General features: G+C 58.9%; 15 protein-coding genes and 2 tRNA genes. 11 read left to right on the plus strand and 6 right to left on the minus strand.

Going from position 1 to position 16,710, the window contains the following annotated elements:
* Nucleotides 1-17 precede the first annotated feature (17 nt).
* From A3L02_RS08260 to A3L02_RS08270, 3 genes are all read left to right on the plus strand, one after another.
* A complete protein-coding gene (locus A3L02_RS08260; protein ID WP_237268662.1) occupies nt 18-935 on the plus strand; it encodes an inorganic phosphate transporter in 918 nt (305 codons plus the stop codon).
* Between the two features lie 59 nt (nt 936-994).
* A complete protein-coding gene (tgtA, locus tag A3L02_RS08265; protein ID WP_088863463.1) occupies nt 995-2,737 on the plus strand; it encodes a tRNA guanosine(15) transglycosylase TgtA in 1,743 nt (580 codons plus the stop codon).
* Between the two features lie 35 nt (nt 2,738-2,772).
* Nucleotides 2,773-2,850, plus strand: a tRNA-Val gene (locus tag A3L02_RS08270).
* A 343-nt stretch (nt 2,851-3,193) separates the two neighbouring features.
* Here A3L02_RS08270 and A3L02_RS08275 read toward each other — a convergent pair.
* Both A3L02_RS08275 and A3L02_RS08280 read right to left on the minus strand, forming a co-directional pair.
* A tRNA-Thr gene (locus tag A3L02_RS08275) sits at nt 3,194-3,270 on the minus strand.
* Between the two features lie 39 nt (nt 3,271-3,309).
* Entirely contained in the window at nt 3,310-4,125 is an 816-nt protein-coding gene (locus A3L02_RS08280) for a phosphatase PAP2 family protein (protein WP_088863464.1), read from the minus strand.
* A gap of 106 nt (nt 4,126-4,231) precedes the next feature.
* On the opposite strand from A3L02_RS08280, the gene A3L02_RS08285 reads away from it, so the two are divergent.
* The 5 genes from A3L02_RS08285 to A3L02_RS08305 all read left to right on the plus strand — a co-directional run bounded on the left by A3L02_RS08285 (nt 4,232) and on the right by A3L02_RS08305 (nt 9,954).
* Entirely contained in the window at nt 4,232-4,678 is a 447-nt protein-coding gene (locus A3L02_RS08285) for an HAD family hydrolase (protein ID WP_088863465.1), read from the plus strand.
* Nucleotides 4,679-4,685: 7 nt separating this feature from the next.
* Nucleotides 4,686-5,303, plus strand: a complete 618-nt coding sequence (locus A3L02_RS08290) for a YigZ family protein (protein WP_088863466.1) — start codon at nt 4,686-4,688, stop codon at nt 5,301-5,303.
* A 106-nt stretch (nt 5,304-5,409) separates the two neighbouring features.
* Complete coding sequence (locus A3L02_RS08295; RefSeq protein ID WP_088863467.1) at nt 5,410-7,185, plus strand: ribosome biogenesis/translation initiation ATPase RLI; 1,776 nt, start codon at nt 5,410-5,412, stop codon at nt 7,183-7,185.
* Between the two features lie 308 nt (nt 7,186-7,493).
* A complete protein-coding gene (locus tag A3L02_RS08300; RefSeq protein ID WP_088863468.1) occupies nt 7,494-8,693 on the plus strand; it encodes a cell wall-binding repeat-containing protein in 1,200 nt (399 codons plus the stop codon).
* A 268-nt stretch (nt 8,694-8,961) separates the two neighbouring features.
* Complete coding sequence (locus tag A3L02_RS08305) at nt 8,962-9,954, plus strand: AIR synthase family protein (protein WP_088863867.1); 993 nt, start codon at nt 8,962-8,964, stop codon at nt 9,952-9,954.
* On the opposite strand, the gene A3L02_RS08310 is transcribed toward A3L02_RS08305, so the two are convergent.
* The gene (locus A3L02_RS08310; protein WP_088863469.1) at nt 9,951-10,823 is read right to left on the minus strand and encodes a type I restriction endonuclease; all 873 of its coding nucleotides are present in this window, start codon (nt 10,821-10,823) and stop codon (nt 9,951-9,953) included. The two genes, A3L02_RS08305 and A3L02_RS08310, sit on opposite strands and share 4 nt — an antisense overlap.
* Before the next feature lie 2 nt (nt 10,824-10,825).
* Entirely contained in the window at nt 10,826-11,575 is a 750-nt protein-coding gene (locus A3L02_RS08315; RefSeq protein WP_088863470.1) for a Rossmann-like domain-containing protein, read from the minus strand.
* A gap of 68 nt (nt 11,576-11,643) precedes the next feature.
* Between A3L02_RS08315 and A3L02_RS08320 the strand changes: the two genes are divergently transcribed.
* From A3L02_RS08320 to A3L02_RS08330, 3 genes are read left to right on the plus strand one after another with little or no spacing between them, the layout of a single operon-like run.
* Complete coding sequence (locus tag A3L02_RS08320; RefSeq protein WP_088863471.1) at nt 11,644-12,435, plus strand: class II glutamine amidotransferase; 792 nt, start codon at nt 11,644-11,646, stop codon at nt 12,433-12,435.
* A 45-nt stretch (nt 12,436-12,480) separates the two neighbouring features.
* The gene (locus tag A3L02_RS08325; protein WP_088863472.1) at nt 12,481-12,888 is read left to right on the plus strand and encodes a CBS domain-containing protein; all 408 of its coding nucleotides are present in this window, start codon (nt 12,481-12,483) and stop codon (nt 12,886-12,888) included.
* A 5-nt stretch (nt 12,889-12,893) separates the two neighbouring features.
* Entirely contained in the window at nt 12,894-14,429 is a 1,536-nt protein-coding gene (locus A3L02_RS08330; RefSeq protein ID WP_204247233.1) for a metallophosphoesterase family protein, read from the plus strand.
* On the opposite strand, the gene A3L02_RS08335 is transcribed toward A3L02_RS08330, so the two are convergent.
* Nucleotides 14,395-15,285: a 2-phosphoglycerate kinase gene (locus A3L02_RS08335; protein WP_088863473.1), complete on the minus strand. Its 891-nt coding sequence runs from the start codon at nt 15,283-15,285 to the stop codon at nt 14,395-14,397. The two genes, A3L02_RS08330 and A3L02_RS08335, sit on opposite strands and share 35 nt — an antisense overlap.
* Nucleotides 15,282-16,589, minus strand: coding sequence for a 2,3-diphosphoglycerate synthetase (locus tag A3L02_RS08340; RefSeq protein WP_088863474.1), 1,308 nt, complete (start codon nt 16,587-16,589; stop codon nt 15,282-15,284). Before A3L02_RS08340 ends, A3L02_RS08335 begins: the two co-directional genes overlap by 4 nt.
* Between the last annotated feature and the right edge of the window lie 121 nt (nt 16,590-16,710).

Here is a 16,710-nt window from a genome sequence, read left to right on the forward strand (position 1 = left end):
TGAGGACGGTGATGGCGATGATGGCAGTGATAACGGCGCTCTTCATGGCGTGGGCCATAGGGGCGAACGACAGCGCGAAGGCGGTTGGAACGGCGGTCGGGTCGGGCGTCATCGGCTTCAAACGGGGCGTCCTCCTCATCGGGGTGTTCACGACGCTGGGGGTTCTTCTCGGTGGAGCCGGTGTCTCCGGAACCGTCGCGAGACTGGCCGGGAACATGACGACGGCTCAGGTCGGACTCGTGCTGTTCAGCGCCGCCTCGGCGGTAACCCTCGCGAGCCTCTGGGGACGGCCCATCTCAACGACCCAGTCTGTAATAGGGGGCCTCGTCGGGGCGGCCCTGGCCCTCGGACTGCCGGTTGACTGGTGGACCGTCGGGAAGATAGTGTCCGCGTGGGTTCTCTCGCCCCTCGTCTCCGCCCTCTTCGCCATCGCCGTCTACAGGATCTACAAGCCCGTGCTGAGGAGGATAAAGTGCCTCCGCAACCTCGAGCTGACCCAGAAGTGGCTCGTCTTTACAGCCTCCGCCTTCTCGGCCTTCAATCTCGGCGCCAACGAGCTCTCGAACGTTGCTGGACTTATGGAGGGCGCTGGAATCGACGGCCCCTTCAAGCTCATCCTCGCGCTCACCCTCGCCTTCGGGGCCCTGACCTTCAGCTACGAGGTAATGATGACCGTCGGGAGAGATATTTCGCCCCTCGGCCCAACTTCCGCGTTCTCAAGCCAGTTCGGCGCCTCCCTTGCCGTCAGCGCGGCCAACCTGATAGGTCTCCCCGTAAGCTCGGGCCAGGCCATAGTCGGCTCCATAAGCGGTCTCGGGCTCTACAAGGGCGAGCACGTGAACCTCAGGCTCCTCGCTGGAATCGTGAAGGGCTGGGTAATCGCACCCCTTTTTGCGGGGGCCATATCCTACTTCCTCGTCACGGCCCTGGCGTGAGGTCATCGCGTTACCGCAGGCTTTTAAACCCCCCGCCGAAGGCTTGGTGGTGTTGAGAAATGGTGGATTTCAGGTTCGAGGTCAGGGCGCGGGACGCGGCCGGAAGGATAGGGAAGCTGACCGTCAACGGCAAGACGATAGAGACCCCGGCGATAATGCCCGTCATCAACCCGAAGCAGCTGATAGTAACGCCCAGAGAGCTGAAGGAGATGGGCTTTGGAATCGTCATCACCAACTCCTACATCATATACAGGACGCCCGAACTGAGAGAAAAGGCCCTCGAGCTCGGCATCCACGGGCTCCTCGACTACGACGGCATCGTCGAGGTCGATTCCGGCTCCTTCCAGCTCATGCGCTACGGTGGGGTTGACGTCACCAACAGGGAGATAATCGAGTTCCAGGAGAAGATAGGGGTTGATATCGGAACTTTTCTTGATATCCCGACGCCACCGGACGCGCCGAGGGAGAGGGCCGAGGAGGACCTGAGGATAACCCTCGAGAGGGCACGGGAGGCGGAGGAAGTTAAGAGCATAGCGATGAACGCGGCCGTTCAGGGTTCTGTCTATCCGGACCTGAGGACCAGGGCCGCAAGGGAGCTCAGCAAGATGAACTTCGAGATACACCCAATCGGGGCGGTCGTTCCGCTCATGGAGAGCTACCGCTACCGCGATCTGGTGGACGTTGTGATAGCCTCGAAGCTCGGTCTGAGGCCGGACAGGCCGGTTCACCTCTTCGGCGCGGGGCATCCGATGATATTCGCCCTGGCGGTGGCGATGGGCGTTGACCTCTTCGATTCCGCCAGCTACGCCCTCTACGCCAAGGACGACCGCTATCTGACCCCTGAGGGAACGAAGAGGCTCGAGGAGCTGGAGTACTTCCCGTGCTCCTGCCCTGTCTGCTCGCGCTACACGCCGCGGGAGCTCCGCGAGATGCCGAAGGATGAGCGGACGAGACTCTTGGCGTTGCACAACCTCTGGGTGATAAGGGAGGAGCTCAACCGCGTGAAGCAGGCTATAAGGGAGGGAACCCTCTGGGAGCTCGTCGACGAGCGGGCGAGGAGCCATCCGAAGACCTTCTCAGCCTATAAGAGACTTCTGGAGTACAGGGACTACCTCGAGAGGAACGAGCCCGTGACCAAGGCGAGCGCCTTCCTCAAGGTGAGCGAGGAGGCGATGGAGTGGCCGACCGTTTACCGTGCCAGGAGGAGGGCCCGGAGGGTCGCGGAGAAGTTCCCCGAGAAGGTAACCCACCCCATCTTCGGCGAGATTCCCAAACATCTCTCGCTCAGCTACCCCTTCGCCCAGAGCGAGGGCGAGGAGGACTTCAGGATAGAGAAACCGCGGAAGGACGAGGCGAGGGACTACATCATGGCGATAGCGGAGTACCAGTTCGGTGAGGGGGCCGGCGAGGCGTTTGGAGACGTCTTCGTGGAGCTCTCGAGGAAGACGGGCATGCCGAGGCAGATAAAGGCTAAGGGCAAGCATCTCGCAACTTTCCGTGCCGAGGATGGCCTGTTAACGCTGGGAATTGAGGGGGCGAGGAGGCTTCATAAGATCCTGCCCTTCCCGAGGATGAGGGTGGTGGTTGACGGGGACGCGGAGCCCTTCGCGAGGAGGGGCAAGAACGTCTTCGCGAAGTTCGTGGTGGACGCGGACGAGAACATCAGACCCTACGACGAGGTTCTCATCGTCAACGAGCGGGACGAGCTCCTCGCGACCGGCCAGAGCCTCTTAAACGGCGAGGAGCTGAAGGTCTTCCGGAACGGCCTGGCGGTGAAGGTTCGCAGGGGGGTTGGAGGGTAAGATTTATAACGTGCCCCCCTTTTCTTATTCCGGGCGGGCCCGTGGTCTAGACTGGTCATGACGCCACCCTTACGAGGTGGAGGTCCGGGGTTCGAAGCCCCGCGGGCCCACCATAACGAAAGACAAGGGGGCTCCGCCTCCACACCCCCGGAACAGGTTCCTGCTCCGCAAAGCGCTGGCGGAAATAGGCGTGGCTCCTTTTGGGGTGGTTTTGATGTGTTTGCATTGTAAAGAAGCTTTTGAGTTTGGAATTCGCCGTTAACGTGTTACTGGTGGCGGGTTTGCTTTTGGATAGCGCTCCTTTGGAGCGCGGGAGAATCCTAAACCCCCTTAGACTTGGCCCATATCCTGATAATTCAAGTTTAGGTACCCTTTAACAGTACAAACACGCCTTAAATCGTCCCTTGAAAAAAGAACCACGACCTTTCCGCCAACGCTTTCTTAAGAAAGGGTTGATGGAGCCGGGAGCGGGATTTGAACCCGCGACCTGCGGATTACGAGTCCGCCGCCCTGCCGAGCTAGGCTACCCCGGCACCCGATGTTAGAGTCCATGTGAGGTTTATAAGTTTTTCTCAGGGGGAGGAGAAGAGGGCGCTTATAACCGCCAGCCACCTGCCGGGGTTTATAGCAAGCAGAAGTACCAAAACGGCGAGGATGACGTTTGCAATGGTTACCTTCCGGATATAAGCGATCTCCCAGCTGTAGAGCGTCTCCGGAATTCTGGTGGTTCTGTCCGCTGTCACCTTGGAGAGAATGGTACCGAGGACCATGCCCGCCAGAACGTCGTAGATCCAGTGATGGCCGAGTAGGACGGTGGCGAAGGGTATGATGCTGTTTGTCAGTATCAGGAGCTTCCCACCGAGCTTTTTCCGGTACTTCCACACAGTTAGGATGTTTATGGTGACTATGGTGTTGTGTAGGGAGGGGAGGACGAATTCCTGACGTGTTAGGAGCGTGTTCGATGAACTGTACCCCGGCAGGTTGTAGACCACGTGCGGGGCGTAGATGTGGGCAACGAGGTACACGGCCCCCGCGATTGCGTAGGCCCCCAGATATCGGATGAACAGCTCATCGGACGCCCTCAGGTCCCTTTTGTAGATAAGGAGGTACGCGACCATCAGACATATTGAACCAGAAAAGCCGATGTAGTACACGAGTGTGAGTAGGGAATACAGCGGGGGGATGCTCTTCGTGAACCCCACGAGTCCAGTAACCAGATCCCGCGAAGTCAAAGGAAGTTTCAGGAACTCTTTTGTGACATCGATGCTCCAGCGGCCGATGATTCCGTAAAGGACGCCGAAGGCCATCCATCCAAAGTAGCTCAGGAAAAAGGCGTTGAGCCGTATGAGCACCTCTGGATCATGAAGGCGACGCTGAACCCAGTCCATGCCTTATACCCCCACGTAGTCAGAGGTTTAATAATCTCCTGAATACATCCCCTGCTTGAGCTTCAACCCTTAAAAACCTTACACCCAATTACCGCCGGTGGTAGCCATGGAGATACCGAACTACGGAGAAATTCAATTTGGGGCGGTCCTCTTCGACCTCAACGGGACGCTCGGGGAGAGCGGAAGGGTCACCGAGGAAGTTAAACATCTGCTGGAGCGACTGGCGGGGAAGTACACGGTCGTTGTCCTGAGCTCGGATACCTTCGGGACGCTGGAGGAGGAGTTCAAAGGCTTGCCGGTCAGGATAGAGAGGGTATCCAGCGGTGCCGAGAAGGCCCGGATAGCCGAAGGGTACAAACCCTACGTCGCGGTGGGAAACGGCAACAACGACGTGGCGATGCTCGAGGGAGCGGAGTTGGCTTTCTGCGTGGTTGGACCCGAGGGGGCGGCCGTCGATGCGCTCCTGGCGAGCGATATCGTCGTTAAGGACGTCAAGGACGCACTGACGATGCTCCTCGACGAGAGAAAGCTCGTAGCAACCCTCAGAGGGTGAGGCCCGAGTGAGAACGCTGAGGGGAGTGGGGAGCTACCGGCTCGTTATCAAGAAATCGGTCTTCATAGGCTACGCCTCGCCGGCGGGAACGGAGGAAGAGGCGAAAGTGTTCATCGCAAAGATCAAAACCCACCACGCCGACGCAACGCACAACGTCTCGGCCTACCTCATCAACGACGGCAGGAACTTCGCGGTTCACTACGATGACGACGGCGAGCCGAAGGGTTCCGCCGGAAAGCCCGTGCTCAGGGTCATTCAGAACAAGGGGCTAACCAACGTTGTCGTCGTGGTCACGCGCTACTTCGGCGGTGTAAAGCTCGGCTACGGCGGCCTGGTCAAGGCCTACGGCGACGCCGCCAGCGGGGCCATCGAGGACGCGGGAATCGTTGAGGTTTACGAGACGGAGCGCTTCAAGGTTACCTTTCCCTACAACCTCTTCCATCCCGTCAGGGAGACGGCTCAGAACTCCGGGGCGAAAATAGTGGGGGAGGAGTACGGCGAGCTCGTGACCTTCACCGTGGAGGTGCGGAAAGAAGAAGCGGAGGCTTTTATGGCCCTCCTGAAGGAGAAAACGAAGGGTAAAGTCCGCATACAACCCCTCACAGGCGATCTCGAGTCCGAATAACATCGATTCGGTTCAGAGCGACCAACGTCTTAAGTAGGGCGTTTGAGGGAAAGGACAACCCGCAACCCTTTAAAACCCTCTCCCTCAGCATAGCCCGGTGGTGAGGATGAGGATAGCGGTCATCGATTACGACAGGTGCAATCCCGACAAGTGCGGTAACTTCCTGTGCGAGCGCGTCTGCCCCGTCAACAGGATGGGGGGCGAGGCCATAATCATAGACGAGGAGAACTACCGGCCGGTCATCCAGGAGGCGAGCTGCACCGGCTGTGGAATCTGCGTTCACAAGTGCCCCTTCAACGCGATAACGATAGTCAACCTCCCGGAGGAGCTCGAGGAGGGCTGTGTCCACCGCTACGGGGTTAACTCCTTCGTTCTCTACCGCCTTCCGGTCGTCAAGGACGGGATGGTCGTTGGAATCCTCGGGCCCAACGGAACCGGTAAGACCACCGCGGTCAGGATACTCTCCGGCCAGATACTGCCCAACCTCTGCGGGGACAACGACTCCTGGGAGAACGTGATAAGGGCCTTCCGCGGCAACGAGCTTCAGAACTACTTCGAGAGGTTAAAGGGGGGCGAGATACGGCCGGTCGTCAAGCCCCAGTACGTCGACCTCATCCCAAAGGCCGTCAGGGGTAAGGTGCGGGAGCTGTTGAAGAAGGCGGACGAGAACGATCGCTTCGAGGAGGTCGTTGAGGAGCTCGAGCTCGGAAACGTCCTCGACAGGGACATAAAACAGCTGTCCGGCGGCGAGCTCCAGAGGGTCGCAATAGCGGCCGCGATGCTCAGGGACGCGCACTTCTACTTCTTCGATGAACCGTCAAGCTACCTCGACATAAGACAGCGCCTCAGGATAGCGAGGATAATCCGGAAGCTTGCCGACTCCGGGAAGGCCGTCCTGACGGTCGAGCACGACCTGGCGATCCTCGACTACATGAGCGACGTGATCCACGTCGTCTACGGCAAGCCCGGCGCCTACGGTATCTTCTCCCAACCAAAGAGCACGCGCAACGGCATAAACGAGTTCCTGCGCGGCTACCTCCGCGACGAGAACGTCCGCTTCCGGCCCTACGAGGTGAGCTTCACCAAGAGGAGCGAGAGGAAGAGCGGGGAGGGGACGGTGCTCGTCCAGTACCCGAGGCTCGTCAAGGACTACGGCTCCTTCAGGCTCGAGGCGGAGGGGGGAGAGCTCTACGTCGGCGAGGTGGTTGGGATAGTCGGCCCCAACGGAATCGGTAAGACGACCTTCGTGAAGATGCTCGCAGGAGTTGAGAAGCCAACGGAGGGAGAGGTCGACTGGACGCTAACGGTGAGCTACAAGCCGCAGTACATCAAGGTGGACTACGAGGGGACGGTCTTCGAGTTGTTGAGCAGGATAGACTCATCGAAGCTCCTCAGCAACTTCTACAAGACGGAGCTCCTGAACCCGCTCGGAATCCCGGAGCTCTACGACAGGCGGGTGAACGATCTTAGCGGTGGAGAGCTCCAGAGGGTCGCGATAACCGCCTGTCTGCTCCGCGACGCCGACCTCTACCTCCTCGACGAACCATCGGCCCACCTCGACGTCGAGCAGAGGCTGGCCGTCTCGAAGGCTATAAGGTCGCTGATGGCGAAGAACGAGAAGACCGCCTTGATAGTCGAGCACGACGTCATGATGGTGGATTACCTGAGCGACAGGCTGATAGTCTTCGAGGGCGAGCCCGGGAGGAGCGGAAGGGCCCTGCCGCCGATGGGCATGCGCGAGGGCATGAACCGCTTCCTGGCGTCGGTCGGAATAACCTTCAGGCGCGACCCCGATACCGGAAGGCCGAGGGCCAACAAGGCCGGCTCCGTTAAGGACAGGGAGCAGAAGGAGAGGGGCGAGTACTACTACGTCCAGGCCTGAGTGCCGGCCTTCCTATTGTCCTTTATTCCCTCTCGCCCAATCGTTTCAATTCTCGAGGGATGATCCAGAGATATCCGAGATTAAGCCTTTGCTAAACGCTATCTCATCTTAAATAGCTCAGTTTACCGCGTCCGCTTCTTAAATCAGCCCTTAAACGTATATAAACGATGAACAACGTTGCTTAACGGTGGAGATTGAAAAAAGGCCGGAAAAAAGACCTGATTGAACAAAAATGAATCTAAGAAGACGATTTCGTGAAAAAAGCTTAAATAGGGCTTTTTTCATAGGGAACATCGAGGTGAAGCGGTATGATGTGGAAGAAAATGGTTGCCCTGCTCTTTGGTCTGATGCTCGTGGCGACCGTCCCATCCTTCGGGAGGGTGGCCGCGGACAGTACCAGCACCCAGGGCGCCTCGGTAACCGTGATCCTGGTGAGCGACAACGAGGCCGACGGTGCACTGGCCCGGTACCTGGCCAACGTTACGGGGGCCGTGGTGGTCACCACAAAGTGGGGCGTCTACGACCCGAACGTCACCGCCGAGGTCATGAGCTACGCTCCTGACATGGTGATAATAATCGGCGGCCCCGATGCCGTCGTTGAGCAGTACGTCGATGACCTCAGCGAGCTCAAGATAACCGTTGAACGCTGGGGCGGCAAGAACAGGTACGAGACGAACGTGAAGGTCGTGGGGAACGCGAGGGCCAAGCTCGGGCTCACCTTCAACGGAAGCGCGATAATCGTTCCGGGGAACGACACCCTGGCGCTGGAGCAATCCCTCAAGCTTGCCGTTAAGAGCAGGGGCGTGCTACTCTTCGTAAACCGCACCAGCAACGTCAGCAGGGTCATGCTGAACCTCAACATCAAGGCCAAGAAAATAACACTCGTTGCAACACCGGTCATGAACAAAACAATAATGCACATCAAGAAGGGACTGGGTTCGAAGGACTGCAACTGCACGGAGATCGAGGTCAACGTGACCGCGGAGACGGCACTCAAGGCCATCAACGCGAGTGAGGAGAGGATAGAAACCGCCAAGGAGATGCTTCAGAACGTAACGCTGGTGCCTCAGATGGAAAAGCTGGCCGAGAAAATGCTCAAGCTGGCGGATAGGGAGCTCGCGAGGGCCAAGGAAGCGTACAACGATGGCAAATACGGAATGGCGTACGGGCAGGCGATAGCGGCGAAGGCCCACGCGGAGTTCGTCATAAGGATAGCCTCGGAGCAGTGGAGCACCCGGGTCAGGGCAAATCAGACCGTGATGGCCAGGGTCTTCCTCTGGAGGGTGGAGAGGCAGATTCAGGCTATGGAAAAGGCCGGCATCAACGTTACAGAGCTGAAAGCGCTGGTGGACCAGCTTAAGACCGCGGTGGCGAACGGGGACTACGATGCCATAGACTCAATAATACAGCAGATAAGGGAGAAGATCTTCGAGCTCTACGCCCGCGGCAAGGGCAAGTTCAGGGAGAAGATGGTGTTCCCGGCCCACAGGGGCCATGGGAAGCCATAATTTCCTTTTTCCTATTCTCCACTTTTCCAGGTTCTTCACGCCCCGGATTCCTCCGGCATTTTCTTTCGGCCCCCTTGGGTTGGAGGAGCAGTCAGGCCATTCCAAAGCCCGCGCTCGAAAGCTTTTTATTTTCCCCCTCGACTGATGTAGGAGCGTACTAAACGGTGGAAGGTCGTAGATGAGGGAATCGCTGAAAGCCTCAAACCTGAACTTTCCGCTCGTGCTCCCCGGTCAAAGGGGTCAGAAAAAAAGCCTGGAGGGGTCTAAAATGCTGCCCCCCGGTAAAATCCCGCCTGAAAAGCTTAAGAAATTCGTCTTCAACCACCTCGGGGCCAGAGGAGAGAGGGTTATAATAAGCTCAGGTCCCGGCGTAGACGCCGCCGCGATAGACTTCGGTTCCTCCGTCCTCGTGGCATCGACTGACCCGATAACCGGGGCCGGGGAGGGGATAGGCTTCTACGCGGTTCACGTCAACGCCAACGACGTCGCAACTTTTGGGGCCAGGCCGAAGTGGTTTCTGGTGAGTTTACTCCTCCCAGAGGGCGCCGACGAGGGTCTCCTCGAGGAGATAATGCGCGAGATCCACGGGAGCGCCGAAAGACTCGGGGTCGCGATAGTCGGCGGCCACACGGAGGTAACGCCCGGTCTGAAAAAGCCGATAGTCGTCGGAACCATGCTCGGTGAAGTGGAGAAGGGGAAGCTCGTGACCTCCAACGGGGCTAAAGCCGGCGATTCCATCATCCTGACGAAGTGGGCCGGCCTCGAGGGGACGTCGATAATAGCGAGCGAGCGGGGGGAAGAGCTGGAGAAGGCCTTCGGATGGGCCTTTGTGGAGAGGGCCGCCTCCTTCATCGGGATGATAAGCGTGGTGGAGGACGCGCTTACCGCCAACGAGATAGGCGTCCACGCCATGCACGACCCTACCGAGGGAGGAGTCGCCAACGGGCTCCACGAGATGGCCGATGCCGCGGGATTGGGCTTCCGCGTTTACGGGGAGAGGATCCCCATCAGGGAGGAGACGATAAAGATATGCGAGTTCTACAACCTGAACCCCCTCGCGCTGATAAGCTCGGGGGCGCTCCTGATGGCCACCCCGCAGGAGAAAGCCGGCGAGGTGGTTAAAGCACTGGAGAAAAAGGGCATAAACGCATCGGTCATAGGGGAGTTCGTGAAAGAGCCAGGAGTCAGGGTAATCGTTGAGAACGGAGAGGAGAGACCCCTCGAGAGGCCCGAGAGCGACGAGCTCTGGAAGGTCGTCTAAAGCTCCACGGCTATCCTCAACCCTTCCTCTTCCCCGAGCTTCCGGAGCACCTCGAGGGCCTTCTCTGGAGGTAATGGGACGACCCTCAGGTGCTCGTAGGCCTTTCTTATCTCCTCCCGCCGACGGCCCGAGGACGTTTTCTCCATGTAAAGGAGAACAGCGAGTAGAACCCCTTTGATGCTCTTCTCAGGGAGTGGAAGGAGCTTCCAGCCGTTATCGTACACGTAGGCCGCCCTCGGGGTCTCATCGCCGCGTAGCTTCCCCACGGGAACCGTCGTGGAGCTCCCACCGGAGGTCAGGTAATCGATGAGAACCCTCTCGGGATAGCCCTCCCCCTTCAGCCCCTCGAAGCTCAGCTCCAGCGCCCTGAGAAGGGAGGAGAGCCTTTCAACGTCCCGTATCCTTGACTTCGAGAGCAGGGAGAGCCTGAGAACGCTCCGTTCGATGGGCTCCTCTTCAATGTTGACCGTTATCAGAACCCTGTCCCTCAGGCCGGAGCCCTCCTCGAAGGCTTTAACGGCTATCCAGGCGGTTCCGTTGGTGAGGATGCCGTAGCGAACCCCAGAGTTGAAGCAGTACCGCGCCAGCTGGCGCAGGGGATCGTCCCTCTTCAGGACGTTGACGCCCAGGTTCTTCGCCTCGACGTAGGCGAATACTTTACCGTCGAGCATGAGCGCGTAGTCGGCCCGTCCGTCCTCGGTTCTCGCCTCGGGCCGAACCTCCTCGGGGTTGTTCCAGTCCCAGCCGAGCGCCTGGAACACCTCGCCGATCAGGTGCTGTTTCACGGCCTCCTCGTTCCTGACGTAGAGGTCCCTGTGGGCCCTTACCTTCCTAAGGACGTTGATTATCGCTTCCCGGAGTTCTTCCATGGCTAAACCTCCAGCACGTACTTTTTGCTTCCGGCCTCGAAACCCTTGAACGAGCCGAGCTTGAGCCTCACGAGGGCCGAGTCAACGTCCACGACGCTCATCGACGCGAGGTGGGTAACCCCCGTGCCCCTCAGGAAGTCCGGCATGAGCTGGGCGGTCGGCCCCGTGAGGACGAGGAGCCTCGCCTTCTTTGCCCTGTCCACTATCATATCGAGGGTTCCGTTGATTATAGCTGAGCCGCTGGCCACGACGGCGTCCACCCCTGGGAGGAGGGGGTACTCGAGGGCGTCGCTGAGGGTCTCCCTATCCCAGAGCTTCGGGTTCCGCTCGAAGACCAGAACCTCGAGGTCCATCCCGCGGAGGGCGGAGACGACCGGCGGCATGTTCCCGATGACCGCGACCCTTTCGATATCGCTCCCGATCAGTTCAACGACGTCCGTATCGGGCGCGTCCGATACGTCCATCACGTACTGGGAGAGGGCGTTTATCGCGGCCACCCCGAGGGTTCTCTCGATGACGTTGAGGCTGTCCGCCCGCTCGATGAAGCCCTCAAGGGACGGCTCCCGGATGGACGTCCTGTACCTCCCGACCTCCTCGGGGAGGGTCATGGCGACGCCAAGGGATCTGCCACGTTCGCCCTCGATCAGGACGTAGGTGTAGGGAAGCGCGAAGGAGAAGTCGATCAACCCGAATTCCTCGTCCATCGAATCCATCAGCTCAAGTGCCCTTCGCTTGATGTCGCCCAGTAACATGTGAGTCCCTTAACACCGAAACCTAAAAGCTTTTGGGAACGTCGGGGAAGGTTCTCGAGGTGAGGAAGATGTGCCGGATACTCTTTGCCACGGGCGAGGGCGAGGAAATCGCCCCGCTCTTCGATGCGATAGTTAAATCCTCGGAGAACGACCCCTACAAGGAGAAACGCGGGAGGGGGAGACAACACCGCGACGGCTGGGGTTACACCCTCATCAGGAGCGGGGGCGTCAGACACTACCGCTCGATGAAGCCGATCTTCGAGGACGACCGTGCCCTTGAGCTTCTCAGGGGAGAACTCGACGGCTTCGTGACCCTGATGGTGCACGCGAGGGCCGCGTCCCAGGGGGTTAAAAGTCTCTTCAACGTCCAGCCCTTCGCCTTCTCCTCGAGGCACGGCTTCACCTTCTGGCTCCTCCACAACGGCGACCTCGACAAGTCCCGCGTGATGGAACTGGCGGAGCTCAACGGGGAGGAGCTTGAGAATGTCTCGGACACCTACACCTTCGGGGTCTACCTGTGCAGGAGGCTTCAGGATCCGGGACTTGAAACCCTGCTCCCCCATTACAGGGCCATGAAGGAAACGGCGAGGTCGCTCTTCAACACGGTGACGCTCTTTCACCTTCCGGACGGGGATGTCAGGGCCTTCATCACGGCGAGCATGACGGAGGATTACACCGGAAACCCGCTGAACTACGACTACGGTAAACTCCTCGTTCTGAAGAATGAGAAACTCTTCGCGGTGGCCTCATCGACGGCCGAGCTCTATTACCCCACGGGGTATGAGGTGGCGCCGAACGATACGGCCTTCTACGTGCGCATCGGAACGGGTTCGTTCGAGGTCAAAAGGGTGCACCTGTGAAGGTTTATATACAACATCGACCATATCCTATGGTTGGGTGATTGGATGGACACGAGCGCCCCGATTAAGGTTTACATGACGAGAAAACTCATAGGGGTGGAACCGGACGACACCATAAAGCGGGCCTGCGAGCTGATGGTTCAGTTCGACATAGGCTCCCTCGTCGTCGTTGAAGGGGGTGACGTGGTCGGTTTCTTCACGAAGAGCGACGTAATACGGCGTGTCGTGATCCCCGGGCGGCCTAACACAACCCCCGTCAGGGAGATAATGACGAGGGACCTGATAACCGTTGACGCCAACACCCCCCTCGGCGATGTTCTCGACCTGATGGCCAAGAAGGGCATCAAACACATGCTCGTGAGCGAGGGCAGCAGGATAGTCGGCATATTCAGCCTGAGGGACCTACTCACCGCGAGCAGGAGAAGGCTTGAAACGGCCATAGCGGCGGAGTGATGGCCATGATACGGATAGCGCATATAAGCGACACCCACATAACGAGTGAAAGCGCCTACAAGGGATACGCCTACGACCTCATAGCCAACGAGATAAACAACGGGGACTTCGACTTCGTCATCCATACCGGCGACGTGACCAACCAGGGGCTCCGCGAGGAATACGAGAGGGCCACCTACGAGCTCAAAAAGATCCAGAAGCCTCTTGTCGTCATCCCCGGCAACCACGACGTCAGGAACGTCGGCTATGCACTTTTTGAGGAGTTCATCGGGCCCCTGAACGGCGTCTTTGAGTTCGATGACGGGGTCGTGATATGGGTTGACTCAACCATACCCGATTTAAGCGACGGCAGGGTCGGCAGTCAGAAGTTCAAATGGCTGAGGGAGAGGTTGAAGGAGTACTCCGACAGGAGGTTCAAGATAGTCGCCGCCCACCACCACCTCGTGCCGCTCCCCGACACCGGGCGGGAGAGGAACGTTCTCTTCAACGCCGGCGACGTTCTCGACCTGCTCCTCAGGTACGACGTGAACCTCTACACCTGCGGACACAAGCACGTGCCCAACGTCTACAGGGTGGAGGACCTGGTGGTGGACAACGCCGGCTGCACCTCCTGCAGGAAGACGCGCAAGGGAGACGTCAACAGCTACAACATCGTGACCCTCCACGACGATGGACGGGTCGAGGTGAGGATAAGGCGCGTTACGGGGGAGGAGAGGGCCAAGGAGCACCGCCCCGTAAGGCCAAAGCTCTTCATCCCGAAGGGTAAAAGGCTCCTCAGGATAGTCCAGGTGAGCGAGAGCAACGTCTCGGAGAGGGCCTACTTCAGGAGGAAGGTGCTGGAGAACGCCATCAGGACGATAAACGAGAGGCTGAAGCCGGATGTGGTGGTCCACTGCGGCGACGTCGTCGACATGGGAATAGAGCGCTACTACGAGAGGGCCTACGAGTTCTACGAGAGGATAAAGGCGGAGAAGCTGGTGGTGCCGGGTCACAACGACATAACCTACCTCGGCTACGACCTGTTCTCGGAGTACTTCGGTCAGCCAGGGATAAAGGAGATCAACGGCGTTACCTTCATCCCCGTTCTCAGCGCCCAGTACGAGACGCCCATAGGAGTGGTGGGGAGGATGGGCCAGAAAAAGCTCGGTGAGCTCCTCGAGGAGTACCGCGATAGCTTCACCGTCGTCGTGATGCACCACAACATAGTTCCCATACCAAGGAGCAGGGAGGTCGGTTTCCTCGAGGACGCTGGGGACGTTCTTCGTGTTATCACAATCGGAGAGGCGAACCTCGTACTCACTGGGCACGGCGGTAACGCCTTCGGGATAAAGGTCGAGAAAACACCGATAGTAAACGCAGGTTCGATAAGCTGGGAACTCCACAGGAACCCCTACGGGAACAGCTTCAACCTCATAGACATCTACCCGGACATGATGGTGGCCTTCGAGGTCCAGGCCACTTGGGGCTCGGGTCGGCTCGTGGGGATATGGAAGATAAAAAGCCCCTTTAAGTCCCCATCCCCTCCCCGACCTTCTCCATGAGGCGCCCCATTATATCTTCCATTATCCTGTTGACGGTCTTTTCGAGCTCGACGTTGTTTATTACGGGAACGTTGTGCTCCTTCGCCCTGCTAACGATGAACTCCTGTATCTCCATTATGGCGTCGAGGTGCTTCAGGTAGTAGTCCGCCGACCTCTTGCTGTAGCGTGCCCTCTCGTAGAAGCGGGCCTCGAGGTCCTTTTTGTTCCCCACGGTTATCACGTACATGAAGGTGTTCTCCTTGAGCTCGATGTAACCCGGAACCAGGTGTATGCCCTCGAGTATGGAGTTAAAGCCCTCCTTGTAGACCCTTTCGAGGACAGCGGAGACCCCGACCGAGACGTGTTCCACCTGCTTCCTGAACCCCTGTACGAGGAGCGACTCCTCGGGCCGGCTGTGGGAGATAGTCTTCCACGCCAGAAACGACGACGTGTGGAGATCCGGCAGCAGCTCCGGCGCGATTATCTTCCTCATGACCTCCCTTATCGTGTCCGTGCCGATGACGCTCCTCGTGCCGAGGCGGAAGGCCAGCTCCGTGGCTATCGTCGATTTACCCACGCCCGTAGTCCCTCCGAGCAGTATCGTTATTGGGATCTTGAGCCTCCGGAACCTGCGCCAGAAGAGGTAGCGTTTCGCCGCTTCCCCGAGACCGTGCTCGCGGAGTTTTCCGTACGTCAACTCCCTTATGTCGTCCGTCGTTACAAGCTTGTGCCCCCTTTCGCTGAGCTCCCTCTGAACCTCGCTCGCTATGGTGTAAGCCACCCCCACGTCAACGCCGGCGAGGGTTATGGAACGCGTCAGGATGCCCCTCGAAAAGGGCAGACGGGTCTTTCTCTCAGGGTCCGTGACGATTATCATTTCCGTCCCTCCAGAATGGAACGTCCCAGCTCCAGTACCGCCCTCTTCAGGTCCTTTCCGTCCACGTTAACGGGTTCGTTGTCGAGGTATACCACTTCGATCCCGTTTTTGAGGGCCCACCTCGTGACGACGTCAACCGCCGCCGCCTTGAGCTCGACCGCGACGGCGTCTATCCCCCTGAAGGAACGCAGATCCTCCAAAAGCGGGTCCCTCCTCGAGAGGTTGCCGGACGAGTGGAGCACCTCGGCCCCCAGCTTCTCAAGCCACCCCCTCGCTCTGGGAAGGGCATCGTGGGAGGTCATGACGAGGCCGATCCTCTTTCCCGAGACGTCTCCGAGGGGTCTCGGACGGAAGGCGGTCAGGTGAACGTCAGCGTCGGGGTTTATCGACTCCACAGTCTCCTTCAACGTCTTTAGTCGGCCCCCCTCAACCGTATCCGCCATCGTGACCACGACCGTATCGGCGAGGCTTATCCTGAAGGGGCCGAAGTAGCCCTTTATGAAGTCCAGCCTCTGGTTTGCACCGATTACCAGGATGTAGCCGTCGGCGCGGTAAGCTGGAAACGTGGCCCCGCTCCCCTCAAGGATGACGAGGTCGTTGGGGAGGCTTTCGGCTATTCTCACCCCCTCGTCCATGGCGTCGAAGAAAGAAAAGCCGGCCATACCTCCCCCACACCGGCGACAGCCCACGGTGGTGACCCTCGCCGTTAGCGCGTCCTCGAAGTGGTCCGATGCGGCGTGTCTCCCCTGGTCGGCGAGCCTCAGAAGGAATTCGGGCGTTATCTCTAACTTATCCCCCTCGATGACCTCGGGCCTTTCCGGACCGCCGCGTCCCATCGTAACTATCACGGGGTTGGCGATGCCCTTAAGCGTCCTCGCTATGAAGCCGCTCACCGCGGTCTTTCCAACGCGCTTCCCCGTCCCCATGACGGCGAGGCTGGGTTTCCTCAGGGTTTTGAGTGGTTTTGGCGTGAAGAGGAAGTCGGCCCCCCTGTAGGGGACACCGTGTAGCATGCAGAGGGAGGCGATGGCGAAGCGGTCCTCGTAGTTGAGCACCGGCTCATCGCTCAGATCAACCACCTCGGTCACTTTGTTCTCTCCGAGTGCTTTCCTGAGGGAGGAAATGTAATCGCGCCCGTGGTACACCTTAACACCGAGCTTTTCCTCCACCTCACGGACGTTCCCTATCTTCTCGCTCCCACCGAGGAAAACTGCACAGCAGACGTCACCCAGCTTTTTCACCGCCCACGCCGTGACGTCCGGATAGTGTTCACCGTCTATTAGGACGAGCCGTCCCCTCCCCATACCACCACCGTTGGTCTTTACCCTTCATCAGATTTAACCTTTTGCAGGGTCCACACTAAGGGAGGAGCGTAGGAAGGGTTATAAACCTCTGAGGTGTAGGATAAACCGCAACCGCCGGAGG

It is taken from the genome of Thermococcus celer Vu 13 = JCM 8558, assembly GCF_002214365.1.
Lineage (GTDB): Archaea > Methanobacteriota_B > Thermococci > Thermococcales > Thermococcaceae > Thermococcus > Thermococcus celer.